A 21,010-nucleotide genomic window follows, 5' to 3' on the forward strand; every position below is an offset into this window, starting at 1 on the left:
ACTCAGGCCGTTACTATTGCCCATACGGTATCTGATACGATTCGCCGCGTCCGACCGCCCACCGCAATGAGGTTGAAACCATGGCCACACCCGTGATCGTCGGCGCAGTCAGGACGGCGATCGGGCGCTCCTTCAAGGGGACGCTCGTCAACACGCCGCCCGAGACGCTGGTCACCACGGTGCTTCCCGAGATCGTGCGCAGAGCCGGCGTCGACCCGTCCGCCATCGACGACATCATCTTCGCCGAATCGCATTACGGCGGAGGCGATTTGGCGCGGTACGCCGCCGCCGCAACCGGCCTGGAGGACATTCCCGGCCAGGCCGTGAACCGGCACTGCGCGGGCAGCCTCACCGCCATCGGCAACGCCGCGGCCCAGATCGGCTCCGGGATGGAGCGCGTGCTGATCGCCGGTGGCGTGCAGTCGTTGTCGATGACGCCGCTGATGAACCAGCGGATTCCCGGCCCCGAGCTGAAGTTCGAGGAGCGCTGGCTGCCGCCCACCCACGTCGAGACGCCGGACGCGCCCACCAAGGACATGTCGATCACGGTCGGCTGGAACACCGCGCAGGCCGTCGGCATCAGCCGCGAGGAAATGGACGCCTGGGCCGCCCGGTCGCATCAGCGCGCCATCGCGGCCATGGACGCGGGCAAGTTCGTCGACGAGATCGTGCCCCTGAAGATCACCCAGCCCGACGGTTCGGTGACGGAGTTCTCGGTCGACGAGCACCCCCGTCGCGACACCACCGTCGAGAAGCTGGCCGCGCTCAAGGTCCTGCACCCCGAGATCGAGGGATTCTCCATCACGGCGGGAAACAGCAGCGGCACCAACGACGCCGCCGCGGCGGTCGCGCTCGTCGACCGCGACTACGCCAACGCCGAAAAGCTCGACGTGATGGGCACGGTCAGGGCGTGGGCCGCTGTGGGTGTGCCGCCCAAAGACACCGGCCTGGGCGCCGTCAAGGTGATCGGTAAGGTGCTGCAGCGGGCCGGGCTGTCTGTCAACGACGTGGCGCTGTGGGAGATCAACGAGGCGTTCGCCTCCGTGCCGATCGCGGCGTGCCGCGAGTACGGCATCGACGAGGAACTCGTCAACTTCTCCGGAAGCGGCTGCAGCCTCGGCCACCCCATCGCGGCGTCGGGCGCGCGCATGGTCACCACGCTGACCTACGAGCTGGCCCGCCGCGGCGGCGGCATCGGCGTCGCCGCCATGTGCGCGGGCGGTGGCCAGGGCGGTGCCGTCGTCGTCGAGGTGTGAGCGGCCGCGACTAGTTACAGAACGTGTAGCCGATGAATTGCGTGTCGCGGCCGTTGCCGACGGAGTAGTTCACGTAGTGCACCGCCGGCATCCCGTTGTACTGGGTGGTCATCTTCTGCGCGGTCGGCGGGGGGACACCCTTCGGGAAGGCCAGGATCATGTCGGCGAAGATCCTGAGCCCCACCTGGCAGATGGCGTCCGGGCGCGGCGGCTGCGGATTCCATGCGTGCACGACGACGGGATCCGTGAGCTGATAGCCGGTTGCGCAGTTGGGATCGCACATCTTGAAGACGGCGGTGCCCGTCCCGTCGGCGCCCTGCGGCCCCCACGAGCTCCAGGACATGTCCTGCAGCGCAACGGCTACGCTCGCGCATCCCAAGACATTGAGCTTCTTTGGGCGCTCGACGGGTTGAACCGACGGGTTGTAGCAGCCCGGAATGGCGAAGCTGGTCGGCGGCGCCGCCGGGGGCGTGGTCGGACGCGCGGTGCCGCCCTGGTGCTGGGTCAGCTTAACCGCGACGAAGCCGAGCACGACGATCAGCAGGAGGGCCAGGGCGACACCGATCACGGTCCGGCGCCCCCGCGGAATGCGCCGCAGCCGGCTCGATGAAGAGACGTTGCCGCTCACGTTCACCAGGTTATGGCAGAAACGGCACCGCCGGGGCGGCGACCGCCGCGACGATCCCGGCGCGGTAAGTTTGGTCAGTCCTACCAACATATCGAGGATGGCCATGATCTCCGGAGCAACCGATGAATGACCACGCACTGGCCGCGCGGCTGGCCACCGAGGCGGGCCGGCTGCTGCTCGGGGTGCGCGAGGAGTTCGCCGACGCCGATGCGAGCGAGCGGAAAGCCGCGGGGGACAAGCGATCCCATGACTTCCTGATGGAAGCGCTCGCCGACGAGCGGCCCGACGACGCGGTGCTGTCCGAGGAGGGCGCCGACGACCCGGTGCGCCTGCGCTCGGAGCGGGTGTGGATTGTCGACCCGCTCGACGGCACGCGGGAGTTCTCCGAGCTCGGTCGCGACGACTGGGCGGTGCACGTCGCCCTTTGGCAGGGCGGTGAGCTTGTCGCCGGTGCGGTGGCACTACCGGCGCAGGGCACCACGCTGGCCACACCCGACGTCGCCGCACCGCCCGCCGCGCCGGGCAAGCCGCGCATCGTGGTGTCACGCACCCGGCCACCCGCGATCGCGTTGGCCGTTCGCGACGCCCTGGACGGCGTCTTGGTGGAGATGGGTTCCGCCGGCGCCAAGGTGGCATCGATCGTGCAGGGTTTGTCCGACGTGTACGTCCACGCCGGCGGTCAGTTCGAGTGGGACTCGGCCGCCCCGGTCGCGGTGGCCCGGGCCGCGGGATTGCACACGTCCCGCATCGACGGTTCGCCGTTGGCATACAACCAGCCGGACCCGAAGCTGCCGGACCTCGTGGTCTGCCGTCCCGAGCTCGCTGCGGCCGTGCTCGCCGTCACCGGCTGAGGTCCGATGCGGATAGACACCCACCACCACGCCATCCCGTCGTTTTACCGAGACTCATTGCGCAAGGCCGGGATTGACGCGGCCGGCGGCCGCGACCTTCCACAGTGGAGCCCGGAGGCGTCGCTACAGACGATGGCCGAACTCGATGTCGCGACCGCGATCCTGTCGGTGTCCACGCCGGGCACCACGTTCCTGCCGAACCCGGCCGACGCGGCCTCGCTCGCGCGCGACGTCAACGACTACCTCGCCGAACTCGTCAAGGCTCAGCCCGGTCGGTTCGGATTCTTCGCCACCGTGCCGATGCCACACGTCGAGGAGTCCGTCGCCGAGACCGTCAGATCGCTCGACGAGCTGGGCGCCGACGGCGTGGTGCTGCTCGCCAACAGCGAGGGCAGCTACCTGGGCCAGGATGGCCAAAGGGAGCTGTTCGCCGCCCTCGACGCGCGGTCGGCCGTGGTCTTCGTCCATCCCGCCGAATTGCCCGGCCCCTCGGTGGACGGCGTCCCGCCGTTCGCGGCCGACTTCCTGCTCGATACCACCCGGGCGGCGTATCTGCTTGTCCGCAACGGGATTTGCCGCAGGCACCCGAACATCAAGTTCATCCTCAGCCATGCCGGCGGATTCGTGCCCTACGCCTCGCACCGAATGGCGGTCGCCATCATGGGCGACACCGGGCGCAGCGTGGCGGACAGCCTGGACGACTTCGCGGGCTTCTACTTCGACACCGCGCTGTCCTCGAGCGCCGCCGCGCTGCCGAGCCTGCTCGCCTTCGCCAAACCCGGACACGTCACGTTCGGCTCCGACTGGCCGTTCGCGCCCGTCGCGGCGGGCAAGCTGTTCGCCGCCGGCCTGGAAACCTATCCCGGGCTCGACGCAGACGCCCGGACGGCGATCGATCGCACCAACGCGTTGCGGCTGTTCCCCCGGCTCGGGACGGCGCCGTCGCCAAACGCCGGGTCGCCGCTCGACCGGGTGCGCCGCACGCTGAGCAGGGCGGTCATGCGCGGCGTCGCGCGACTGATCAAGACGGGATAACGCGCTCAGCGCACCGCCTGCTGCCAGGACACAATCCGGTCGGCGAGTTCCGGGCCGCTGTCCTCCTGGATGAAATGGCCGGCATTGATGCGGGCGTGCGGCTGACCCGCGGCGCCCGGGATGTGCTTGATCAGCGGGCGATCCGCGCGGCCGAGGATCGGGTCGCGATACCCGAAGATCGTCAGGCAGGGTTTGTCCCACTCGCCCAGGGCTTTCCACGCGGCCCGGTTGGCCGGAATCGCCGGGTCTCTGGATGACGTCGGCACCAGCTGCGGGAACGCGCGGACCCCGGCCTGATAGGTCTTGTCGGGGAAGGGCGCGTCGTAGCCGGCCCGCACCTTGGGGGGAACCCTGCGGACGGTGCCGGCGGCCACTAGGAGACCCGCGGGCAGCATGGGGGAGTAGCGCGCGAATGCCCGCCACACGTGGAAGGCGGGCGGGGTGCGGTGCTGGGCGGTGGGAAGAAATCCGTTGGCGATCACCAGCCGCGATATCCGGTCACCCTGCTCGGCCGCGATGCGCAGACCGATGAGTGATCCCCAGTCCTGGACGAACAGCGTGACATCTCTCAGGTTGAGCCGCTCGATCCACGACGTCACCCACTCGACGTGCCGCAGGTAGGTGTAATCCTCGATCCGGCTGGGCTTGTCGGAGCGGCCGAAGCCGATCAGGTCGGGTGCGAGCACCCGGTTTCCGGCGTCGGCCAGCGGCGGAATCATCGTCCGGTACAGGTAGCTCCAGGTGGGCTCGCCGTGCAGCAGCACGATCGGCGGGCCGTCCGCCGGGCCCTCGTCAAGGAAGTGCATCCGCAGCGGCTGGGTGTCGCCGGCCGCCACGTCGAGGTAATTCGCTACGAACGGATAGTCCTCCAGGTTTTCGAATCGGGAGTCCGGGGTTCGCAGCACATGCACATTCAGCTCCTCGCGGTGAGTGGCATCTCTGCAAGCCTCTCTCTCCGAACACCTCTTCGTCCAGTGCGAGATTTCATTGAGGTGGGCACGGCCGGCCACTAGACTGCAAAATTCATGGCCATCCGGCGTGCCGTCCTGCTGATCGCCGACATCAGCGGATACACGGACTACATGCATTGGAACCGGACGCACCTGGCACACGCGCAGCAGACGGTGGCCGGGTTGCTGGAGTCGGTCATCGACGCCGGCAAGGGGCTGAAGCTGGCGAAACTCGAGGGCGACGCGGCGTTCTTCTGGGAGCCGGACGGCAACGCCAAAGTGCTGGTGTGCGACCGGCTGTCACGGATGCGCCGGTCGTTCCTGGCGAAGCGGGAGCGCTTCAAAACGGACATCTCCTGCGAGTGCGCCAGCTGCGCACAGCTGGACAAGCTGTCGCTGAAGTTCGTCGTCCACCAGGGCGAGGTGGCCGAGCAGCGGGTCAAACGCCACGTCGAGCTCGCCGGAGTGGACGTCATCCTGGTGCACAGGATGCTGAAAAACATGGTGCCCGTAGTCGAATACGTGCTGATGACCGACCCGGTCGCGGAGTGCCTCGACGAGCCGACGCGCGGCCTGTGCAAGCCGCTGATCCACGACTTCGAAGGCATCGGGGAGACGTCGACGTACTATATCGACCTCGCGACGTCCGAGGTCGTACCGGCCGCCCCGCCGCGCGGGTTTCTCGGCCGGCTGGGAAAGACGGCGAAGTTCGAATTGAACACGCTGCCGTTCCTGCTCGGTATCAAGAAGCCCGCCGAGGGTTTCCGAAATCTGGGCCGCGGCGAGGAGATTCCCGCGTAAATTCCCGCGTAAATTCTCGCCGAGCGTGGGCCCTATGGACGAATGCGAGGCGGATTCCGTACGTAGGGCCCACACTCGGCGCTCAGCGCTGCTCGACGGCCCGGCCCATCCGCGACACGGCCTCGGTCAGAATCGCTTGCGAGGTAGCGAAGTTCAACCGCACGTGCCCGGTTCCGCCGGTTCCGAACACGTGGCCGGAACTCAGCGCGACCCGGGCGTGGTCGAGAAACCAGCGGGCGGGCCCGGCCAGGTCGGCGACCACCGCGAGGCCGTCGCCGACCTCTCCTTCGTCGAAGCCGAGCCGTCGGCAATCCAGCCACGCCAGGTAAGTGCCTTGCGGCCGTAGGTATTTCACGCCCGGTAAGTGTTCTTCGATGAGATCGCCCAGCAGGGCCCGGTTCTGGTCCAGGCCCGGCAGCAGCGCGTCGAGCCAGTCGCCGCCGGTCCTGAACGCCGCGGCGTGCGCGATGATGCCGAGGTGGCTCGGCCCGTGGCTGACCTCCTCCGGCATCCGGCACAGGTCCGCGGCGGCCTCCGGGCCGGCGATGGCCAGGGCCGCCTTCAGCCCGGACAGGTTCCACGCCTTCGACGCCGACGTCAGGGCGAACGCGTCCTCGGCGCCGGGAACGCTCAGGTACGGGACGAACCGTGCGCCCGGCAGGATGACGGGCGCCCAAATCTCGTCCGACACCACCCGGACCCCGAACCGGCGGGCGAGTTCGGCGACGCCGCGCAGTTCGTCGAACGTGTGCACCGCCCCCGTCGGGTTGTGCGGATTGCACAACAGGTAGGCGACCCTGCCGCCCGACGCGCAGGCGTGCGCGAACGCTTCTTCCAAGGCGCCCAAATCGATTCGGCCGTCGGCGTTTAGCGGCGCCTCGACCACTCGGCGGCCGTCGTGCGAGACGAAAGCGTAGAACGGGGCGTACACCGGTGGGTTGACGACGACGGCGTCGCCGCGGTCGGTGACCAGGCGCAGCGTCTCGACCGCACCGAGCATGACGTCCGGAACGATCCGCGTGTGGCTCACCGCCAGGTCGGCCCATTGCCAACGCCGCGAAGCGAATTCGCCGACCGCCTCGGCCAACGCGTGGCCGGCGGGGTAGCCGGTGTCGCCGATGTCGATGGCCGTCCGCAGGGCGTCGGCCACCGTCGGCGCGAGCATGACGTCCATCTCCGCGACCCACAACGGCAACACGTCGGCCGGGTGCGCGCGCCACTTCATGCTGGTGCGCAGCCGCAGCCGTGGCAGCGTGAGCTCCTCGAGCGGATTAAACGTCACTCGGGCAGATTAAGCCATGGCGAACGCGTGCCTTGGAATCGTCAACGGTAGGTCGACAGAGCTCACCAGCCCGGGTTCCGCGGCAACGACATACGGTACGGCGTTGACGACGCGCATCGCGGTGGCGACCATTGCGCCGGCGCCCGAGGTCATTCCGCCGACCCCGGCCTTGCGGGGATCCTTCAGCGTCGCCGCCATGGTGCAGTCGATGTCGGGATCGCCGGTGATCATGACGCGGTAGGACAGGTCGCCGATGCCGGTCGGCCAGTCGGGGGCGACGTCGTGCGCGAGCCGGGTGACGTGCTCGATGACGATGGCCTCGCGGCCGTCGACCACCCCGATCGCCTTCATCCGCAGCGCGCCGCACGTCCCGGCCTCGACGGTTCCCATCGCGACCTCGAGCGTGCGGTTCGTGACGGCGCGGTCGAAATCCTCACGGACTTCCTGGATTTCGACGCCGAGCGCGTCGGCGACCAGCCGGAGCTGTCCCTGCCACTCGCCGGTGATGGCGCCGGGGTAGCCGATCCACGGCTGGTAGTCCAGCGGACGCCCGAAGCCCAGCGCGTCGCTCATGATGTCGGGAACCCCGTAGTCGTCGTACAGGCCGATCTCGAACGAATGAATCTTCTCGATGGACGACGACTGGGTGGACAGCACCAGTGGCAGATAGTCCGCGGCGAAGCCGGGCTCGATGCCGGACGCATACAACGACACCTGGCCCCGCTTGGCCGCGGCCAGCAACTGGTCACGCCACTCGGCCGGCTCGTAGGCGTGCGGATTGACCAGCCGGGTGGTGCTGGTGGTGACGACATTGATGCCGGATTCGAGCAGCCTGACGTAATCCGGGATGGCCAGCGCGTCGCGTTCCGGCCCGCTGGCCGCGTAGATCACGCAGTCGGGTTTCAGGGCGATCAGCGCGTCCGCATCGTTGGTCGCGACGAGGCCGATCGGCTCCCCGTTGGCGAGTTCGCCCGCGTCCCTGCCGACCTTGTCTTGGGAGTGCACCCACACACCGACCAGGTCCAGGTCGGGGCGTCGGTGGATGGTGCGGATCGCGATCGACCCGATGCCACCGGTCGCCCACACGACCACCCGCTGAGCCGTCATCCCGTTCCTCCTGTTAAGAGAGTGCGCACTATCCTAACGAACAAATCTTAGGTTACTCTGCGGGTGATGTTCACGCTCAGGTTCGACATGCGCGCTCCGGCGTGGGCCGGACCGGCCGCCGACCTCTACGCCGCGGCGATCGACATGTGCGCGTGGGCGGACCCGGGGTGCGGTACTCGCGGTCCTCTCCGAGCACCACGGCGCCGACGACGCGGCCCGTATCGGATCTTCACACCCGACGAGGCGGCCGACTACGTGCGCGGCGGCCGCCTTCTCCCGCTGCACCCGCTCTGCGGCGGGGTACCACCCGACGTGGCGTGGCCATATCTCGAACGCGCCGCGTCGGCCGTCCATGAGGAGACATGAGTAGAGAGGAAAGCTCGATGCGCACCGTCGTGTGGTCGACCGGGGGAGTCGGGGCAATCGCGATCGATGCGATCAGCCGTCGACCGGACCTGGAACTCGTTGGGGTATGGGTGCATTCGCCCGACAAGGTCGGTAGGGACGCCGGCCAGCTGGCCGGCATCGAGCCGCTGGGCGTCGCCGCCACCGACGACGCCGACGCGTTGATCGCCCTGGCGCCCGACTGCGTCGTCTACGCCGCGAGCGGTCCCGAACGCGACGGCGCCGCCGTGCCCGACTACGTGCGGCTGCTGCAGGCGGGGATCAACGTCGTGTCGACGTCGTCGACGAGCCTGGTGCATCCGCCGTCGTATTTCGCGCCGGACTGGCGGGGACCAGCTCGAGGCTGCGGCGAAGGCCGGCGGCGCGTCGTTGTACGTCTCGGGCATCTTTCCGGGGTTCGCCTCCGATCAGCTCGCGCTGCTGATGACGACGCAGTCGAAGAACATCCGCACCATCACGGCCAGCGAGGTCGCCCTCAACGATCACTACCCCGTGGCCGACGTGATGATGGACGGATTGGGATTCGGGCGTCCCCTGGATTTCGAGCCGATGATGAAGACGCCGGGCTTCATCGAAATGGCTTGGAAGGCACCGATATGCTTGATCGCCGACGGCCTCGGGGCCGAGCTGGAGGGGGTGCGCGGCACCTTCGACCGCGAGTTGACCCATCGCGACATCGAGGTGGCGTTCGGCACCGTCAAGGCGGGCACCTGCGGCGCCGTGCGAACCCGGGCGGCGGGCGTGGTCAACGGCCGCGAGGCCATCGTCATCGAGCATGTCATCCGGATGGCCCGCGACGTCGCGCCCGACTGGCCGGCTTCGGACTGCGACGCGACCTATCGCGTCGACATCGAGGGCGACCCCGACATTCACTGCGTGCTGACGCTCGGGGCGGCCGAGGGGCACGGCGCGGGGCGCGCCGCCATGACCTCCACGGCCATGCGGGTGGTCAACGCGATCCCGTACGTGGTCGAGGCGCCGCCCGGCCTGCTCAGCTCGCTGGACATCCCGACGACGCTGCCGCGGCACGTATTTGATGGAACGTTGACGTCGATCGCGGGCCCGTCGTAGCGTACGGGGACAAAGATTAGGTCATCTAGGAGTCGCCTTGTACACATTGCGTTTCGACATGCGGGCCCCTGCGTGGGGAGCGCCGCCGGCGGCGCTGTACGCCGCCGTGCCCGAGATGTGTGCCTGGGCCGAGGAGCACGGTGGCCTCGCCGCCGTGCTGTGTGAGCACCACGGGTCCGAGGACGGCTACCTGCCGTCGCCATTGATCCTGGCGCCGGCCATCGCGGCGCGCACCCAACGGTTGGCGATGAACCTGATCCTGATCCTGCCGTTCTACGACGCGGTCCGGCTGGCCGAGGACATGGCGGTCCTCGACCTCGTCAGCGGGGGGCGGGTGTCCTACACCCTGGCCCTTGGGTACCGGCCCGAGGAGTTCGAGCACTTCGGCGTGGAAATGAGCAAGCGAGGCCGGATCGCCGACGAAAAGCTCGGGCTGTTGCGCCGGTTGCTCGCCGAAGAATCCGTTGACGACGACGGGCGTCGCATCACGGTGACACCCAGGCCGCTGACCGCGGGCGGCCCGCCGATGATGTGGGGAGGCGGAACGGTGGCCGCGGCCCGTCGGGCCGGCAGGTATGGCCTGGGCATGCTCGGCAACGCCAACGCACCCGGCATGCAGGAGGCCTACGAGGAGGCCTGCCGCAAGCACGGTCATACGCCCGGCCCGACGATGTTCCCCAGCCGCGACACCCCCTCGGTCGTTTTCGTCGCCGACGACGTGGACCGGGCGTGGCAGGAGATCGGCGAGCACCTGCTGCACGACGTGCGGATGTATGCGTCATGGAATCCCGGGGACGAGACGACGGCCGGCTTCTCGCACGTGCAGACCGTCGACGAGCTGCGCGCCGCGCCGTCGTCGCACGTGATTATCTCTGTGCCGGAAGCGATCTCGCGGGTCCGCGACGGCCAGATGCTCAACCTTTCGCCGCTGTGCGGCGGACTGCCGCCCGAAGTGGCGTGGCCCTACCTCAAGCGGGTGGGCGAGGTCGTCTTGCCCGAGGCCCTGTCGGAGAGAAAGGCGTCGCTATGACCAGTGCGACCGACGTGTACTACGACCCGTTCGATTTCGCCATCGACGACGACCCGTACCCGATCTGGAAGAGGCTGCGCGACGAGGCCCCGCTGTATTACAACGAGAAGTACAACTTCTACGCGCTGAGCCGCTACGAGGACGTCTCCCGCGAGCTGATGAACTTCGACACCTTCCGGTCCGGCCGCGGCACCACCATGGACATCATCATGAGTGGCATCGAGGTCCCGCCCGGGATCATCCTGTTCGAGGATCCACCCATTCACGATCTGCATCGCCGTTTGCTCTCAAGGGTTTTCACGCCGCGGCGGATGGAGGCGATCGAGCCGCTGACCCGCGACTTCTGCGTTCGTGCGCTCGACCCGTTGGTGGGCACGGGCAGGTTCGACTTCATCGAGAATCTCGGTGCGATGGTCCCGATGCGCACGATCGGCTATCTGCTGGGCATCCCCGAGGACGGTCAGGAGTCGATCCGCGACCGCGGCGGTCGTCAACTAACCCTCAAAGAAGGGACGTTCAGGCCCGCGACGAAGGAGTTTTTCGAGCAGAGCTATCAGATGTTCGCCGACTACATCGACTGGCGGGTCGACCATCCCTCCGACGACCTGATGACGCAGTTGCTCAACGCCGAGGTCGAGGACGAGGGCGAGGTTCGGCGGCTGACGCGGATCGAGGTGCTGCAGTACACCAGCATGATCGCCGGTGCGGGCAACGAGACCACCACGCGCCTGATCGGATTCATCGGCCAGCTGCTGGCCGAGCACCCCGACCAGCGTCGGCAGATCGTGGCCGATCCGTCGCTGATTCCGATGGCCATCGAGGAGGTGTTGCGCTACGAGGCGCCGTCGCCGGTGCAGGCGCGCTACGTCGCACGCGACGTCGAGTGTTGCGGCACAACGGTTCCCGAGGGTTCGATCATGCTGCTGCTCAACGGGTCGGCCAACCGCGACGAGCGCAGGTATCCCGATGCCGGCAAGTTCGACATCCATCGCAACGACACCCACCTCAGTTTCGGCCACGGCCTGCACTTCTGTCTGGGCTCGGCCCTGGCGCGGATGCAGGCGCGGGTCGCGCTCGAGGAGGTCATCAAACGCTGGCCGGACTGGGAAGTCGACTACGCCAACGCCAGCAAGGCCCACACGTCCAGCGTGCGGGGATGGGCGAAGCTCCCCGTCATCACGGATTAACGAGGTTGGTTCGGTACGCCCGGGAACAACTGGCCCGTCGGCCCCGCGGTCACCCAGCCGCCCAGCTTCGTCACGAGGTGCGGCGCGAAAACCGCGCCGTAGAGCAGGTTTCCGATGACGACGATGGCGACGACCGACAGCACCGACGACTGCAGACGCGTCTTTGATCGCTTGTCGGCCCACGCCTCGACGACGTTTCGCCCCTCCGAATCGGTGCGCCCCAGAAGATAGGTGAAGACCATCATCTGTATGCCCATCGCGAGGGAGTCGTAGAGCGGATACTGGTGCGGGGTCCCCTCGCGTATCGCGAGCCCCGGAATCACGCGGCCGTAGTAGAAGACGCCGAGCTTGGCGCCGAGGAACCCGTTGAAGAGCAGCGCCCAGCAGAAGCCGACGACGAGCCCGACGATGAGGAGCGTGGTTGGCCTGCGCCACTGAAACTTTGCGCTCAACCGGCGTCCGATCGCCGCGCCCGTCACGGCCGGCAGCACGAAGTAGGAGATGTAGCCGATCGGAACGAACGACGGCAGTCCGCCCCACGTCATGTTCAGCGGCCACCACGACGGCATGCGGGGGATGGCGGGCGGGAACTGCGCGTACATGGCCCAGTCGTAGGGTGCTTCGATCCACGAGAACGACATCGCCGAGATGCACAGCAGCAGAAGGGGATGCAGCCGGCGCCGGCGAAAGCTCAGATACACGCCGATCGCGGTGAAGGTGATGCCCCCGACGATGGCGAAGCCACTGGCCGCCTGCATCACCGGCGTCATCCCGGTGCTCATCGCTCGTGACTTCGACGAGCTTCGGGATCGAAGCGAAGCACCAGGCCGAATATCAGGACGATCAGCCCGAACAGCGTCCCCAGCATGATGACAGCACCCACGTCCGCACCCCTTTCGCGACGGGTCGATCCTCAAGATAGTGCATGCTATCTTAAAAGTCATGTCCCGAAGACCGCCCACGGCGACCCGCCGGCCTCGCGGGGCGCCGCGCAAACTGCTGCTCGATGCGGCCCGAGATCTCTTCGCGCGTCGGGACTATCGGGGCACCACCACGCGGGAAATCGCCCAGGCCGCAGGCGTGACCGAGCACTTGCTGTTCCGCCACTTCGGCTCGAAGGCGGCGCTGTTCCGGGAGGCCCTCGTCTTACCGTTCACCAGCTTCGTCGACGAGTTCGGCCGCGCGTGGCAGTCGGTCGTGCCCGAGGAGACCAAGGAGGAGGAGCTGGCGAGCCATTTCGTCGGGCAGCTCTACGACGTGTTCGTCGAGCACCAGGGTCTGCTCTTGACGCTGATGGCATCGGAGTCCCTCAGCGACGAGGAGAAGGCCGACGCCGGTATCGATGACGTGCGGCGGGCCCTCACGGTGCTCGGCCAGATCAGTGCCGAGGGCATGCACTTGCGGGGGTTGCGCTCGGATCATCCCGACCTGCCGGCGCATTCGACGGTGGCGATGATCGCCGGCATGGCCGCGCTGCGTGCGACCTACTTCGGGGCCAGGCAGCCGTCGCGGGCGGTGATCGTCGAGGAGCTCGTCCAGGCGATCCTGCACGGCTTCCTGCACCGGAACGATTGAAGGGCCGGGAAATGAGGGGCCGGATTCGCCGCGGCTACGAGCCGCTTTGGTCCACCAGGACGGCGCCGTCGGGCTGGTTCCCGAGGGTTTGAAGCGCAATGTCCTCACCCGTTGTGGTGAGGCGGACGATCTGGGCCAGCTGCCCGGGGGCGTCGCACTGCAGGTAGTGGTCGGCGCCCGGCACCACCCAGTAGCGGTTGCGGCCGGGCTTGTCCTTCAGATACGCCCGCCACACGTGGTTGGGCACGCGCAGCGGCGCGACGTTGTCGTGCAGGCCCCACACCACCGTGGTGTTGATCTCACTGCTGGAAAGCGCCTCGAGCCAACCGGTTTCACCGGCCGCGCGCTCGTTCAGATACTGGATGGTGTCGGGCAGCACCCGGATTCCGTCATTGTGGGCAAAGCATTTCGCCAACGCGGCGATCTCCGGATCCTCCGGCGTGCGCCGCGGCATGAAGGTGCTGGCGCCCAGGCCGGCCGCGAGTAGCTCCGGCGTCGTGGCCGCCGCGGTGGCGCGCCCGGTGGCGGGGTCGAGCAGCGCGGTCTGGAACGCGGTCAGGTTCGACAGCGGCAGGTAGATGTTGGCGTTGGTCAGGATCAGGTCGACGGGCAGGGCCGGTGGATCGTGGGCCGCCAGCATCTCCAGCGCGATCATGCCGACGCTGCTCCCGCGATCGTGGGTGAGCATGCGGTATTGGCTCAGATTCCACACCTGGGTGATCGCGTGGACGAGCAGGCGCGCGTCGTCGTACAACGAATAGACGTACGGCTCCGGCGGTTTGTCGGACAGCCCGTAGCCCGGAAAGTCCAGCAGGTACATGTCGAACTCGGAGCCCAGCTCACCGGATAGGGCGAAGTAGTCGATGCTCGACGTCGGAAAGCCGTGCACCAGCACCAGTGCCGGCGCCCCCGGTGTGCCGCAGCGGCGGCTGAACACCGTGACTTCCCGTCCGTCGTTGGCGGCGGTGGTCGACCGCCAACGAAGTTCGGTGCCGCCGTTTTGCCACTGCGCGAAGATGTCCAAGCTGCCAGCATCTCAGAGGGGATCGCGGTTGGACAACAGGCGTCACAAGACTTTGGGAACCCTACTGAGACGTACGCGGTGTGAAGCAGCTGTGCGACGAGGACATCAAGGGCAGCCCAGTATCTCCTCGACATAGCGCTTTACCTCCGCAGCCTGGGTGAGAGAGATCCAGACCTGGTTGTAGTCGAGGGCCCTGTACTTGTGATCGGTGATGATCCTTACGCCGATGATCTGTTGCCAAGGCTGAGCGGGATACTCTTCACGAAACTCGGAAGGCAGATGGGACGCGGTCTCGCCGATGCGGCCGAGAACGGCCTCTGCCGCCCGTTGCTGGCGCCAGTGCGTCAACAAGCACTCCCGGCCGTCAGCCACCAATTCAGCTGCCTCCCCGCAGGATTCGCGTAGATCATCGAGTCGGTCAACGAGACGATCGCCATATTTGTCCACAAGGTAATCGCGGCCGGTGCGCGGTGGCATCAGACGGGCACCGCGTCTGCCGCGACTCGGTGACCGAACCGCCCCTGCAGGGCGCCCTCGCTGACGACTTCGACCGGCACGCCGAGCAGTTCGCGCAAATCGTCCTGCAGGAGCGCAACATCACCCAGCGATGCACCCGGTCGAAACCTCACCACCAGGTCGATGTCACTATCGGGAGTGTCCGTTCCACGCGCGACCGAGCCGAACACCCTCGGGTTGTCTGCACCGTACCTGCGGACAAGGGCCCGGATCTCGTCGCGGTGCCGACGCACCAGTTCCGATGGGCGCACCCGTGTCGCCTCCTCGATCATGTCCAAGACTCGCGGGGTCACCGTCCGTGCTCCGCTTTCGTAGGCGGACAGGTGCGGTTGCGCGATGCCGGTGGCGTCGGCGAGTTGCGCCTGGGTCATTGCGGCCCGTTCGCGAAGGGCCCGAATGCGGTCGGCGCTCATGGATTTGAATATACCACCTGTGGTATGTCGGCGGATGCGATGCTCACGGGCACGTCACGTGAATACCGAATGTCACCTGACGCGTGCCGCTTTGGCCGGGCGCGCTCCCTTGGCCCGCGCCGGTCACCGTGTAGCTCTTGCCCTCCTTGCTCGCCTGGACCTGGGTCGGCGACTGCACCGCCTGATAGGGCAGCTGGTATTGGCCGTTTCCCACCTTGAGCGAGATGGCGAAGCCGTCGACGCTCGGCGGCACCTCGTCCGACAGGGCCAGCGATATCGACGCCGAATCGTCGTAGGCGGTGATGCGGGTGGTCAGGTCTCCCGACTCCGCAGGCGTCGCACTCGGTTTCGCCGCCGAGCTGTTGCACTCGACCTGGCCGTAGATCGTGTGCGTGTGCTGGTCCAGCATGACGGTAGTGGCGGAGGCGGCCGGGCTCGAGGTCGCCGGAGAAGCTGGCCGGTCGGTCTTTGTTGAACACGCCGACATGCCGGCCGCCAGGACGACGAGACCGACGGCGATTCGCCGCGCGACCGCAACGCTCACGGCCACGCTTCCCAAGCGACCATGGTCCGCAGCGGCCCGGCGAATACCGGCCGCACGGCCGTCGATCGCCACCGCTCCTCGACCAGCGGGGCCAGCGCGCCGGTGACGGCGAGCGGATCGTCGTCGAGGTACACGACGGTGATGTATTGGTGGTCCGTCCGCCAGCCGCGCGGAATCCGCCACGCGACGGTCGAACCGAACGTCCAGGCGCCCGCCGTGCCGGGCACGCCGAGCAGCGCCGGATAGTGTTCGGCGTGCAACCATTGCAACCACCCGTCGGGGCGGCCGTCGGTGGGTTCCTCGACGATCAGCAGGATCCCGCGGTGCGGCCGAAACGGCACCACCTCCGCGGAAACCAGTGCGCGCGGGGCGGATTGCCATTGCAGCAGGCGTAACCCGGCCACTTGCAGGGACGGCCGGGTGACGGGGAAGCGGCCGTTGTCGCGCAGCGCGCGACCGAGCGCGACGAAGTCGTCGAACGTTTCCTCCACGGGGTCGCCGACCAGATAGTGCACGGCGTTGCCGACCTCGCCGAGCGGCCCGTCGGCCGCCAGGCGGTGGTCGACGTAGTCGCCGTCCGCGATCCAGCGCAACCCGTGCACGATGCCCGGAAGCTGGTATTGCTCCGGCATGTGATCGAGCAGGTGCCAGCGCAGGTAGCCGCCGTCGTCGTCGGGTGGCGCCGCGGCGGTGAGGCTGAAAATGCCTGCCCTGACCCGGTTCACGTCACACCTGCGGGCGGATGCAACTCGGCGAGCGCGTGCAGCTGCTCGAGGTAGTGCCGTAGCGACGTGTGGGTGAACATGGCGCTGACGATGGTGGCGCCGTGCGCGGCGGCGTCGGCGAGGACGTCTCGGGTGCGGTCCGGCTCTCTGAGAGGGTCCAGGAGCGCCGCGGGCGGCAGCACAACCTCGAACCCGGGCCGAAGTTCGAAGCGGCCCAACCAGTCTCGGACCTGCCGCGGGCTCACGTTGAACGGTGCCCAGCCGTCGGCGAGGGTCGCGGCCCGGCGCAGCGAGCGCAGCGTGCGCCCACCGATCCAGATGGGGACGCGCTCCTGGACGGCGCAGGGGTCGACGACCATGCCGCCGAACGAATAGAACTCGCCGTGGTAGGCCGGCTCGTCCACCGACAGCGAGGCGCGCAGCGCCCGCAGCGCGTCGTCGCCGCGCGGTCCGCGGCCCTCGAAGGGCGCCCCGATGAGGTCGAACTCCTCTTTGAGGCTGCCCACGCCGACCCCGAGGATGAGGCGGCCGTCGCTGACCTTGTCCAGGGTTCCGTAGCGCTTGGCGATCTCGAGCGGATGGTGATACCCGAGCACCAGCACGTGGGTGGCCAACCGGATTCGCCGGGTGCGCGCGGCCAGGTAGCCCAGGGTGGCCAGCGGATCCCAGTAGCGGGTGCCGCGGCGATCCCGTTCGGCCGCGGGCAGCGCGATGTGCTCGCTGCAGGTCAGGTGGTGGTAGCCGAGTTGATCTGCGGCCTCGGCGATCTGGGCCAGGTCCTCGATCGACCCGGTCTTCTCCCAGTCGCCGCTGGCCCCGGGCAGCATCGTCACGATCGGCGTTGCCACCGACAGCCTCACGGTGCTCATCCCTGCATGTATCCTCCGGCGTCGACGGGAATCGATTGTCCCGTGATGGTCCGGCTTTCGTCGCTGGCCAGGAACAGCGCCAGGTTGGCGACGTCCTCGGGGGTGGAAATATCTTGTAGCGCAACGCCTTTGAGTGACCTGGCGCGCTGGGTTGCGATGTCGATGCCTTGCTCGTCGGCCGTGCGCTTGAGCCAGTTGCGCCACAGCTCCGTGTCGATGGCGCCCGGCACGATGCAGTTGCACCGGATTCCGTACGGACCCACTTCCAGCGCAACGGCTTTGGTGAACGCGCGAAGCGACGCTTTCGCGGCGACGTAGTGGGTCTTGCGGACCATGCCGGTGTAGCTCGCCGTCGAGGAGAAGTTCAGGATGACGCCGCGACGGCGCTGCAGCATCGACTGGTTGAGCACCTCGCGGGTGCACAGCATCGCCGCGGTGCTGTCGATGGCGATCGTGGCGTTCCAGTTTTCCAGCGTCTGCTCCCAGATCCAGCGGTCTCGTCCGGGCGCGGCGGCGTTGTTGCACAGGATGTCGACCTGACCGAACTCGTCGACCGCCCGCGCCACCATGGCGGCGACGTCACGCTCGTCGGTCACGTCGGCCCGCATCGCGACGGCACCGGCACCCGCGGCGTCCGCGGCCTGACGCACCAGTTCTTCGCGTCGCGCGGCGAGCAGGACCCGGGCGCCCTCGCGGACGAACAACGATCCCAACACCGGTCCCAGCCCGGTGCTTGCCCCGGTGATGATGGCGACCTTCCCGTCCAGCCGGCCCGTCATTGGGCAGAGCTTACCGAGCGGGCGGCCGAGCTCCCGTTACCGTGCCAGGTCACGTGTTTCGAGCCATTCGTGAATGCGCTCGGCCACGGCCTCCCAGCCGGGTTCGAGCATCATGTCGTGGCCCATCTTGGGAAAGAATTCCGCTTCCACGCGATACGCGCGCGCGGTCGCGCGGATTTCCCGCTGCGTGAAACAGCCGTCGTTCTCGGTGCCGATCACCAACAGCGGGGCGGTGATGCGATCGGGGCGCGGCAGGCCCAGCACCAACATGTCCAGCACGTGTTTGCCCAGATACTCTTCCCCGAGCCGCGCGGTGTAGCGCACCAGGTCGGCATGCGGAGTCGAGTCCGAGAAGAAGGCTTCGCGGGCCAATTCGGGTGTTGCGCCGATGCTGCGGAGCGATTTGGTTTTCGCCAGCTCCGACGCGGTCAGCCACGGGTGGCGCCTGAACCTGCGCAGCAGGAATCCGGCGACCCCGGTCACGGGCGCGGGGGCGAGCAGCACGCCGGCCGGAGCGTCGTGCGATTCCAGGTACTTCTGCACCACGAAGCCACCCATGGAATGGCCGATCACCACCGGCCGCCGGGGCAGGCTCCTGGCGACCGAGTCGACGTCGTCGACGAGATCCGCCATCGAACAGAACTGCATGCGCCGCGGGGCGGGGCTCTCGCCGTGGCCGCGAAGGCTGACGGCCAGCGACCGATGGCCCTTTTCCGCGAAGAAGCCGAGGAAGTGCTCGTCCCAGCACCACGCGCCGTGCCAGGCGCCGTGGACGAAGAGCACTGGCGCCTTGCCGGATTCGCGGGACGGCCGCTTTTCGATCACCTCGAGCACGCCGCTGAGATTAGCCTTCGGCCACCGTCGACGGAGCGGAAATTACAATGTGAGCGCCGCCGAGCCCGAGGGAGTGCCCACCGTGACGCCGGATTCACGCGAACAGCGCACGCTGGTGTTGGTCGCGTTCCCGGCCGAGGCCGACGCGGTGCTGTCCCACACCACGCTGGACCCCGACCCGGTGCTGGTCGCCGACCGCCGGCACTTCTATCTCGGGTCGATCGGCGGCAAGAAGGTGATCGTGGCGATGACCGGCATCGGCATGGTGAACGCCACCGACACCACCGAGGCCGCCCTCGCCCGCCTGACCGATCGTTACGCCATTGCGGCAGTGCTGTTTTCGGGGGTCGCCGGCGGCGCCGGGCGCACCAGCATCGCGGACGTCGCCGTGCCGGCGAGGTGGACGCTGGACGGCGGCGCGACGTTTCATCCGGTCGACCCCGGCATGCTGGCGACGGCCGGGAAGCTGTCCGTCGGATTGACGCACGTCAACCTGCAGCGCCAGCCACAGGTGGTCGTCGGCGGCGACGGGTGCAGCTTCGACAACAACAACGGCGTGGCGTTCCCGTGTATCCCCAACGGCGGCAGCGTGTTCGGCTGCCAACCCGGCGGCGCGCCCGACCGGTCACGCCTGCACACCGGCAACTTCTTCCAGGCGGCGGGGCCCTGGCTGAGGAAGGCGCTGCTGAGCAACCTGAAGATCAGGTCGACGGCCGACCCGGCCTTCGACGCGACGGACATGGAGACCGCGGCCGCCCAGGCCGTCGCCGACGCACACGGCGTCCCATTCCTGGGCATCCGCGGGATTTCGGACGGCCCCGGCGACCCACTTCACCTGCCGGGCTTTCCATTCCAGTTCTTCCACTACAAGACGATCGCGGCCGGCAACGCCGCCCGGGTGGCCGAGGCGTTCCTGCGGAGCTGGGACGTCTGAACGCGCTACGCGGCATATTCGGGTAACGCGATGTCGTCGCGGAATTCACGCCCGACGGCCCAGTCGGCCACCAGCGGGATGTTTAACAGTTTGGACGCCTGATTGCGCGTCCACACACCGAGCGACGTCTTCGGGGCGAACATTGAGGCGAATCCGCGCGCCGACCGCTGCCTGGCCTCAACGATCGGCCGCAGCCGGCGCTCATAGCGACGAAACGCTTCGCGGTGATCGACACCCGTGCGGCTGAGCTCGCCGGCCAGCACGTAGGCCTGCACCATCGCCAGACCAGCTCCCTCGCCCGCCAGCAGGGACACGGCGGCCGCGGCATCACCGATGAGCGCTACCCGACCGTTCGACCAGTGATCCATGACGATTTGGCTCGCGCGGTCGAAGTACACCTCGGAGGACCCGTCGAGATTGCGTAGGATCTCAGGGCATTCCCAGCCGGCGTGGCCGAACACTTGACGCAGTGTGGTCTTGATCTCCGATGAGTCCCGCGGGTCGGGGCCGCTCATGTGGTCGGTGGCGAAAACGAAGAGAAACAAGGTCTTTTCGTCACGCATCGCGAATCGCGCGATCATTCGCCCGGGCAAGCTGTACGCGAGATAGACGAGTTCGTCGCGCGGCTGATAGCCATCGGCTTCGAAAGCGGCCACCCGGTAGCCGAGGTCGGTCTCGAATCTAGACTCCGGGCCGAACACCAAACCACGCACGGGCGAATGGATGCCGCCGGCGCCGATGACCAAGTCGAACAGTCGTGGCCGGCCGTGCTCGAGTGCGACCTCGACACCCGAGTCACCTTGTGTGATGGCCGAAACGCTTTCGCCGAACAGGGTCTCGACGTCGTCGCCGATCGCCCGGTAGATCATGGCCGCGAGATCACCGCGCGGCACGGTGACGAACCGGCCACCGACGTTCCGTCGGAACAGATCTGCCGAAAAGCCGCCCACCTTCCGCGAGTGCCGGTCCACGAGTCGCACGTCATGAACCACGTACCCCGCGTCGTGCAATTCGGCGGCGAGTCCCATGCGTTCGGCGACGGTATATCCGCCACCCCAGAAGTCGACGACATAACCGCCGGTGCGGAGTCGTGGCGCCTTTTCGATCAGCGTCGGCTCATGGCCGTAACGCCACAGCCAGTACGCGAGCGTTGGGCCGGCGATGCCAGCACCGACAATGGCGACCTTCATGTGC

At 67.8% G+C, this 21,010-nt stretch carries 22 protein-coding genes and 2 pseudogenes; 10 read left to right on the forward strand and 14 right to left on the reverse strand.

From position 1 onward, the window contains the following. Nucleotides 1-80: 80 nt before the first annotated feature. Nucleotides 81-1,256 carry a thiolase family protein gene (locus tag AC5Y6X_RS13235; RefSeq protein ID WP_499986859.1) on the forward strand — a complete coding sequence of 392 codons (1,176 nt, stop codon included), beginning with the start codon at nucleotides 81-83 and terminating at the stop codon, nucleotides 1,254-1,256. Nucleotides 1,257-1,266: 10 nt separating this feature from the next. Here AC5Y6X_RS13235 and AC5Y6X_RS13240 read toward each other — a convergent pair whose 3' ends face one another. Next, a complete protein-coding gene (locus tag AC5Y6X_RS13240; protein ID WP_499987049.1) occupies nucleotides 1,267-1,764 on the reverse strand; it encodes a hypothetical protein in 498 nt (165 codons plus the stop codon). 242 nt (nucleotides 1,765-2,006) lie between these two features. Here AC5Y6X_RS13240 and AC5Y6X_RS13245 point away from each other — a divergent pair, with 242 nt between their 5' ends. Together AC5Y6X_RS13245 and AC5Y6X_RS13250 are read left to right on the forward strand one after the other, a co-directional pair. Next, the gene (locus tag AC5Y6X_RS13245) at nucleotides 2,007-2,735 is read left to right on the forward strand and encodes a 3'(2'),5'-bisphosphate nucleotidase CysQ (RefSeq protein ID WP_499986860.1); all 729 of its coding nucleotides are present in this window, start codon (nucleotides 2,007-2,009) and stop codon (nucleotides 2,733-2,735) included. 6 nt (nucleotides 2,736-2,741) lie between these two features. Continuing rightward, nucleotides 2,742-3,770, forward strand: a complete 1,029-nt coding sequence (locus tag AC5Y6X_RS13250; RefSeq protein WP_499986861.1) for an amidohydrolase family protein — start codon at nucleotides 2,742-2,744, stop codon at nucleotides 3,768-3,770. Nucleotides 3,771-3,775: 5 nt separating this feature from the next. Here the strand turns inward: AC5Y6X_RS13250 and AC5Y6X_RS13255 are convergent, their stop codons facing one another. Continuing rightward, nucleotides 3,776-4,681, reverse strand: a complete 906-nt coding sequence (locus AC5Y6X_RS13255) for a haloalkane dehalogenase (RefSeq protein ID WP_499986862.1) — start codon at nucleotides 4,679-4,681, stop codon at nucleotides 3,776-3,778. A 114-nt stretch (nucleotides 4,682-4,795) separates the two neighbouring features. Between AC5Y6X_RS13255 and AC5Y6X_RS13260 the strand changes: the two genes are divergently transcribed. Continuing rightward, nucleotides 4,796-5,521: a DUF2652 domain-containing protein gene (locus tag AC5Y6X_RS13260; RefSeq protein ID WP_324679132.1), complete on the forward strand. Its 726-nt coding sequence runs from the start codon at nucleotides 4,796-4,798 to the stop codon at nucleotides 5,519-5,521. 82 nt (nucleotides 5,522-5,603) lie between these two features. Here AC5Y6X_RS13260 and AC5Y6X_RS13265 read toward each other — a convergent pair whose 3' ends face one another. Then, on the reverse strand, nucleotides 5,604-6,746 hold the full coding sequence (locus AC5Y6X_RS13265) for a MalY/PatB family protein (protein ID WP_499987050.1): 1,143 nt from the start codon (nucleotides 6,744-6,746) through the stop codon (nucleotides 5,604-5,606). Nucleotides 6,747-6,812: 66 nt separating this feature from the next. Further along, nucleotides 6,813-7,910: an NAD(P)H-dependent amine dehydrogenase family protein gene (locus tag AC5Y6X_RS13270; RefSeq protein ID WP_499986863.1), complete on the reverse strand. Its 1,098-nt coding sequence runs from the start codon at nucleotides 7,908-7,910 to the stop codon at nucleotides 6,813-6,815. 66 nt (nucleotides 7,911-7,976) lie between these two features. Between AC5Y6X_RS13270 and AC5Y6X_RS13275 the strand changes: the two are divergent. From AC5Y6X_RS13275 to AC5Y6X_RS13290, 4 genes and pseudogenes are all read left to right on the forward strand, one after another. Continuing rightward, nucleotides 7,977-8,121, forward strand: a pseudogene (locus AC5Y6X_RS13275) (LLM class flavin-dependent oxidoreductase); the annotation flags it as partial. Between the two features lie 172 nt (nucleotides 8,122-8,293). Next, nucleotides 8,294-9,386, forward strand: a pseudogene (locus AC5Y6X_RS13280) (NAD(P)H-dependent amine dehydrogenase family protein). 37 nt (nucleotides 9,387-9,423) lie between these two features. Next, the gene (locus AC5Y6X_RS13285) at nucleotides 9,424-10,416 is read left to right on the forward strand and encodes an LLM class flavin-dependent oxidoreductase (protein ID WP_499986864.1); all 993 of its coding nucleotides are present in this window, start codon (nucleotides 9,424-9,426) and stop codon (nucleotides 10,414-10,416) included. After that, entirely contained in the window at nucleotides 10,413-11,603 is a 1,191-nt protein-coding gene (locus AC5Y6X_RS13290) for a cytochrome P450 (RefSeq protein ID WP_499986865.1), read from the forward strand. The genes AC5Y6X_RS13285 and AC5Y6X_RS13290 overlap by 4 nt, the downstream gene beginning before the upstream one ends. On the opposite strand, the gene AC5Y6X_RS13295 is transcribed toward AC5Y6X_RS13290, so the two are convergent. After that, the gene (locus tag AC5Y6X_RS13295) at nucleotides 11,600-12,385 is read right to left on the reverse strand and encodes a spirocyclase AveC family protein (protein ID WP_499986866.1); all 786 of its coding nucleotides are present in this window, start codon (nucleotides 12,383-12,385) and stop codon (nucleotides 11,600-11,602) included. The two genes, AC5Y6X_RS13290 and AC5Y6X_RS13295, sit on opposite strands and share 4 nt — an antisense overlap. A gap of 160 nt (nucleotides 12,386-12,545) precedes the next feature. On the opposite strand from AC5Y6X_RS13295, the gene AC5Y6X_RS13300 reads away from it, so the two are divergent. Continuing rightward, nucleotides 12,546-13,178: a TetR/AcrR family transcriptional regulator gene (locus AC5Y6X_RS13300; protein ID WP_499986867.1), complete on the forward strand. Its 633-nt coding sequence runs from the start codon at nucleotides 12,546-12,548 to the stop codon at nucleotides 13,176-13,178. A gap of 34 nt (nucleotides 13,179-13,212) precedes the next feature. Here AC5Y6X_RS13300 and AC5Y6X_RS13305 read toward each other — a convergent pair whose 3' ends face one another. The 8 genes from AC5Y6X_RS13305 to AC5Y6X_RS13340 all read right to left on the reverse strand — a co-directional run bounded on the left by AC5Y6X_RS13305 (nucleotide 13,213) and on the right by AC5Y6X_RS13340 (nucleotide 18,882). Then, nucleotides 13,213-14,202 (reverse strand): alpha/beta fold hydrolase, encoded by a 990-nt coding sequence (locus AC5Y6X_RS13305; protein ID WP_499986868.1) that lies wholly within the window; start codon nucleotides 14,200-14,202, stop codon nucleotides 13,213-13,215. 105 nt (nucleotides 14,203-14,307) lie between these two features. Further along, a complete protein-coding gene (locus AC5Y6X_RS13310) occupies nucleotides 14,308-14,679 on the reverse strand; it encodes a HepT-like ribonuclease domain-containing protein (RefSeq protein WP_499986869.1) in 372 nt (123 codons plus the stop codon). Further along, nucleotides 14,679-15,131, reverse strand: a complete 453-nt coding sequence (locus AC5Y6X_RS13315; RefSeq protein ID WP_499986870.1) for a helix-turn-helix domain-containing protein — start codon at nucleotides 15,129-15,131, stop codon at nucleotides 14,679-14,681. Before AC5Y6X_RS13315 ends, AC5Y6X_RS13310 begins: the two co-directional genes overlap by 1 nt. Before the next feature lie 43 nt (nucleotides 15,132-15,174). Next, on the reverse strand, nucleotides 15,175-15,618 hold the full coding sequence (locus tag AC5Y6X_RS13320; RefSeq protein ID WP_499987051.1) for a lipoprotein LpqH: 444 nt from the start codon (nucleotides 15,616-15,618) through the stop codon (nucleotides 15,175-15,177). A 53-nt stretch (nucleotides 15,619-15,671) separates the two neighbouring features. Further along, on the reverse strand, nucleotides 15,672-16,400 hold the full coding sequence (locus AC5Y6X_RS13325; protein ID WP_499986871.1) for a hypothetical protein: 729 nt from the start codon (nucleotides 16,398-16,400) through the stop codon (nucleotides 15,672-15,674). Further along, nucleotides 16,397-17,269 (reverse strand): TIGR03619 family F420-dependent LLM class oxidoreductase, encoded by an 873-nt coding sequence (locus AC5Y6X_RS13330; protein ID WP_499986872.1) that lies wholly within the window; start codon nucleotides 17,267-17,269, stop codon nucleotides 16,397-16,399. The genes AC5Y6X_RS13325 and AC5Y6X_RS13330 overlap by 4 nt, the downstream gene beginning before the upstream one ends. Further along, nucleotides 17,266-18,048: an SDR family NAD(P)-dependent oxidoreductase gene (locus AC5Y6X_RS13335; protein ID WP_499986873.1), complete on the reverse strand. Its 783-nt coding sequence runs from the start codon at nucleotides 18,046-18,048 to the stop codon at nucleotides 17,266-17,268. The genes AC5Y6X_RS13330 and AC5Y6X_RS13335 overlap by 4 nt, the downstream gene beginning before the upstream one ends. A gap of 36 nt (nucleotides 18,049-18,084) precedes the next feature. Continuing rightward, complete coding sequence (locus tag AC5Y6X_RS13340) at nucleotides 18,085-18,882, reverse strand: alpha/beta hydrolase (protein WP_499986874.1); 798 nt, start codon at nucleotides 18,880-18,882, stop codon at nucleotides 18,085-18,087. Nucleotides 18,883-18,931: 49 nt separating this feature from the next. Here AC5Y6X_RS13340 and AC5Y6X_RS13345 point away from each other — a divergent pair, with 49 nt between their 5' ends. Continuing rightward, entirely contained in the window at nucleotides 18,932-19,816 is an 885-nt protein-coding gene (locus tag AC5Y6X_RS13345) for a 5'-methylthioadenosine/S-adenosylhomocysteine nucleosidase family protein (protein WP_499986875.1), read from the forward strand. Between the two features lie 5 nt (nucleotides 19,817-19,821). On the opposite strand, the gene AC5Y6X_RS13350 is transcribed toward AC5Y6X_RS13345, so the two are convergent. Continuing rightward, nucleotides 19,822-21,006, reverse strand: coding sequence for an FAD-binding domain (locus AC5Y6X_RS13350; protein ID WP_499986876.1), 1,185 nt, complete (start codon nucleotides 21,004-21,006; stop codon nucleotides 19,822-19,824). Nucleotides 21,007-21,010: the final 4 nt, after the last annotated feature.

The sequence above is a fragment of the Mycobacterium sp. NGS26 genome, assembly GCF_059813025.1.

What these genes read in the sequence shown, in the direction of transcription:
- AC5Y6X_RS13250 (WP_499986861.1), top strand. Translation starts at nt 2,742, where the DNA reads ATGCGGATAGACACCCACCACCACGCCATCCCGTCGTTTTACCGAGAC.
- AC5Y6X_RS13320 (WP_499987051.1), bottom strand. Translation starts at nt 15,618, where the DNA reads ATGTCGGCGTGTTCAACAAAGACCGACCGGCCAGCTTCTCCGGCGACC.
- AC5Y6X_RS13330 (WP_499986872.1), bottom strand. Translation starts at nt 17,269, where the DNA reads ATGAGCACCGTGAGGCTGTCGGTGGCAACGCCGATCGTGACGATGCTG.
- AC5Y6X_RS13315 (WP_499986870.1), bottom strand. Translation starts at nt 15,131, where the DNA reads ATGAGCGCCGACCGCATTCGGGCCCTTCGCGAACGGGCCGCAATGACC.
- AC5Y6X_RS13265 (WP_499987050.1), bottom strand. Translation starts at nt 6,746, where the DNA reads ATGAAGTGGCGCGCGCACCCGGCCGACGTGTTGCCGTTGTGGGTCGCG.
- AC5Y6X_RS13290 (WP_499986865.1), top strand. Translation starts at nt 10,413, where the DNA reads ATGACCAGTGCGACCGACGTGTACTACGACCCGTTCGATTTCGCCATC.
- AC5Y6X_RS13245 (WP_499986860.1), top strand. Translation starts at nt 2,007, where the DNA reads ATGAATGACCACGCACTGGCCGCGCGGCTGGCCACCGAGGCGGGCCGG.
- AC5Y6X_RS13295 (WP_499986866.1), bottom strand. Translation starts at nt 12,385, where the DNA reads ATGAGCACCGGGATGACGCCGGTGATGCAGGCGGCCAGTGGCTTCGCC.
- AC5Y6X_RS13300 (WP_499986867.1), top strand. Translation starts at nt 12,546, where the DNA reads ATGTCCCGAAGACCGCCCACGGCGACCCGCCGGCCTCGCGGGGCGCCG.
- AC5Y6X_RS13235 (WP_499986859.1), top strand. Translation starts at nt 81, where the DNA reads ATGGCCACACCCGTGATCGTCGGCGCAGTCAGGACGGCGATCGGGCGC.
- AC5Y6X_RS13270 (WP_499986863.1), bottom strand. Translation starts at nt 7,910, where the DNA reads ATGACGGCTCAGCGGGTGGTCGTGTGGGCGACCGGTGGCATCGGGTCG.
- AC5Y6X_RS13350 (WP_499986876.1), bottom strand. Translation starts at nt 21,006, where the DNA reads ATGAAGGTCGCCATTGTCGGTGCTGGCATCGCCGGCCCAACGCTCGCG.
- AC5Y6X_RS13335 (WP_499986873.1), bottom strand. Translation starts at nt 18,048, where the DNA reads ATGACGGGCCGGCTGGACGGGAAGGTCGCCATCATCACCGGGGCAAGC.
- AC5Y6X_RS13310 (WP_499986869.1), bottom strand. Translation starts at nt 14,679, where the DNA reads ATGCCACCGCGCACCGGCCGCGATTACCTTGTGGACAAATATGGCGAT.
- AC5Y6X_RS13260 (WP_324679132.1), top strand. Translation starts at nt 4,796, where the DNA reads ATGGCCATCCGGCGTGCCGTCCTGCTGATCGCCGACATCAGCGGATAC.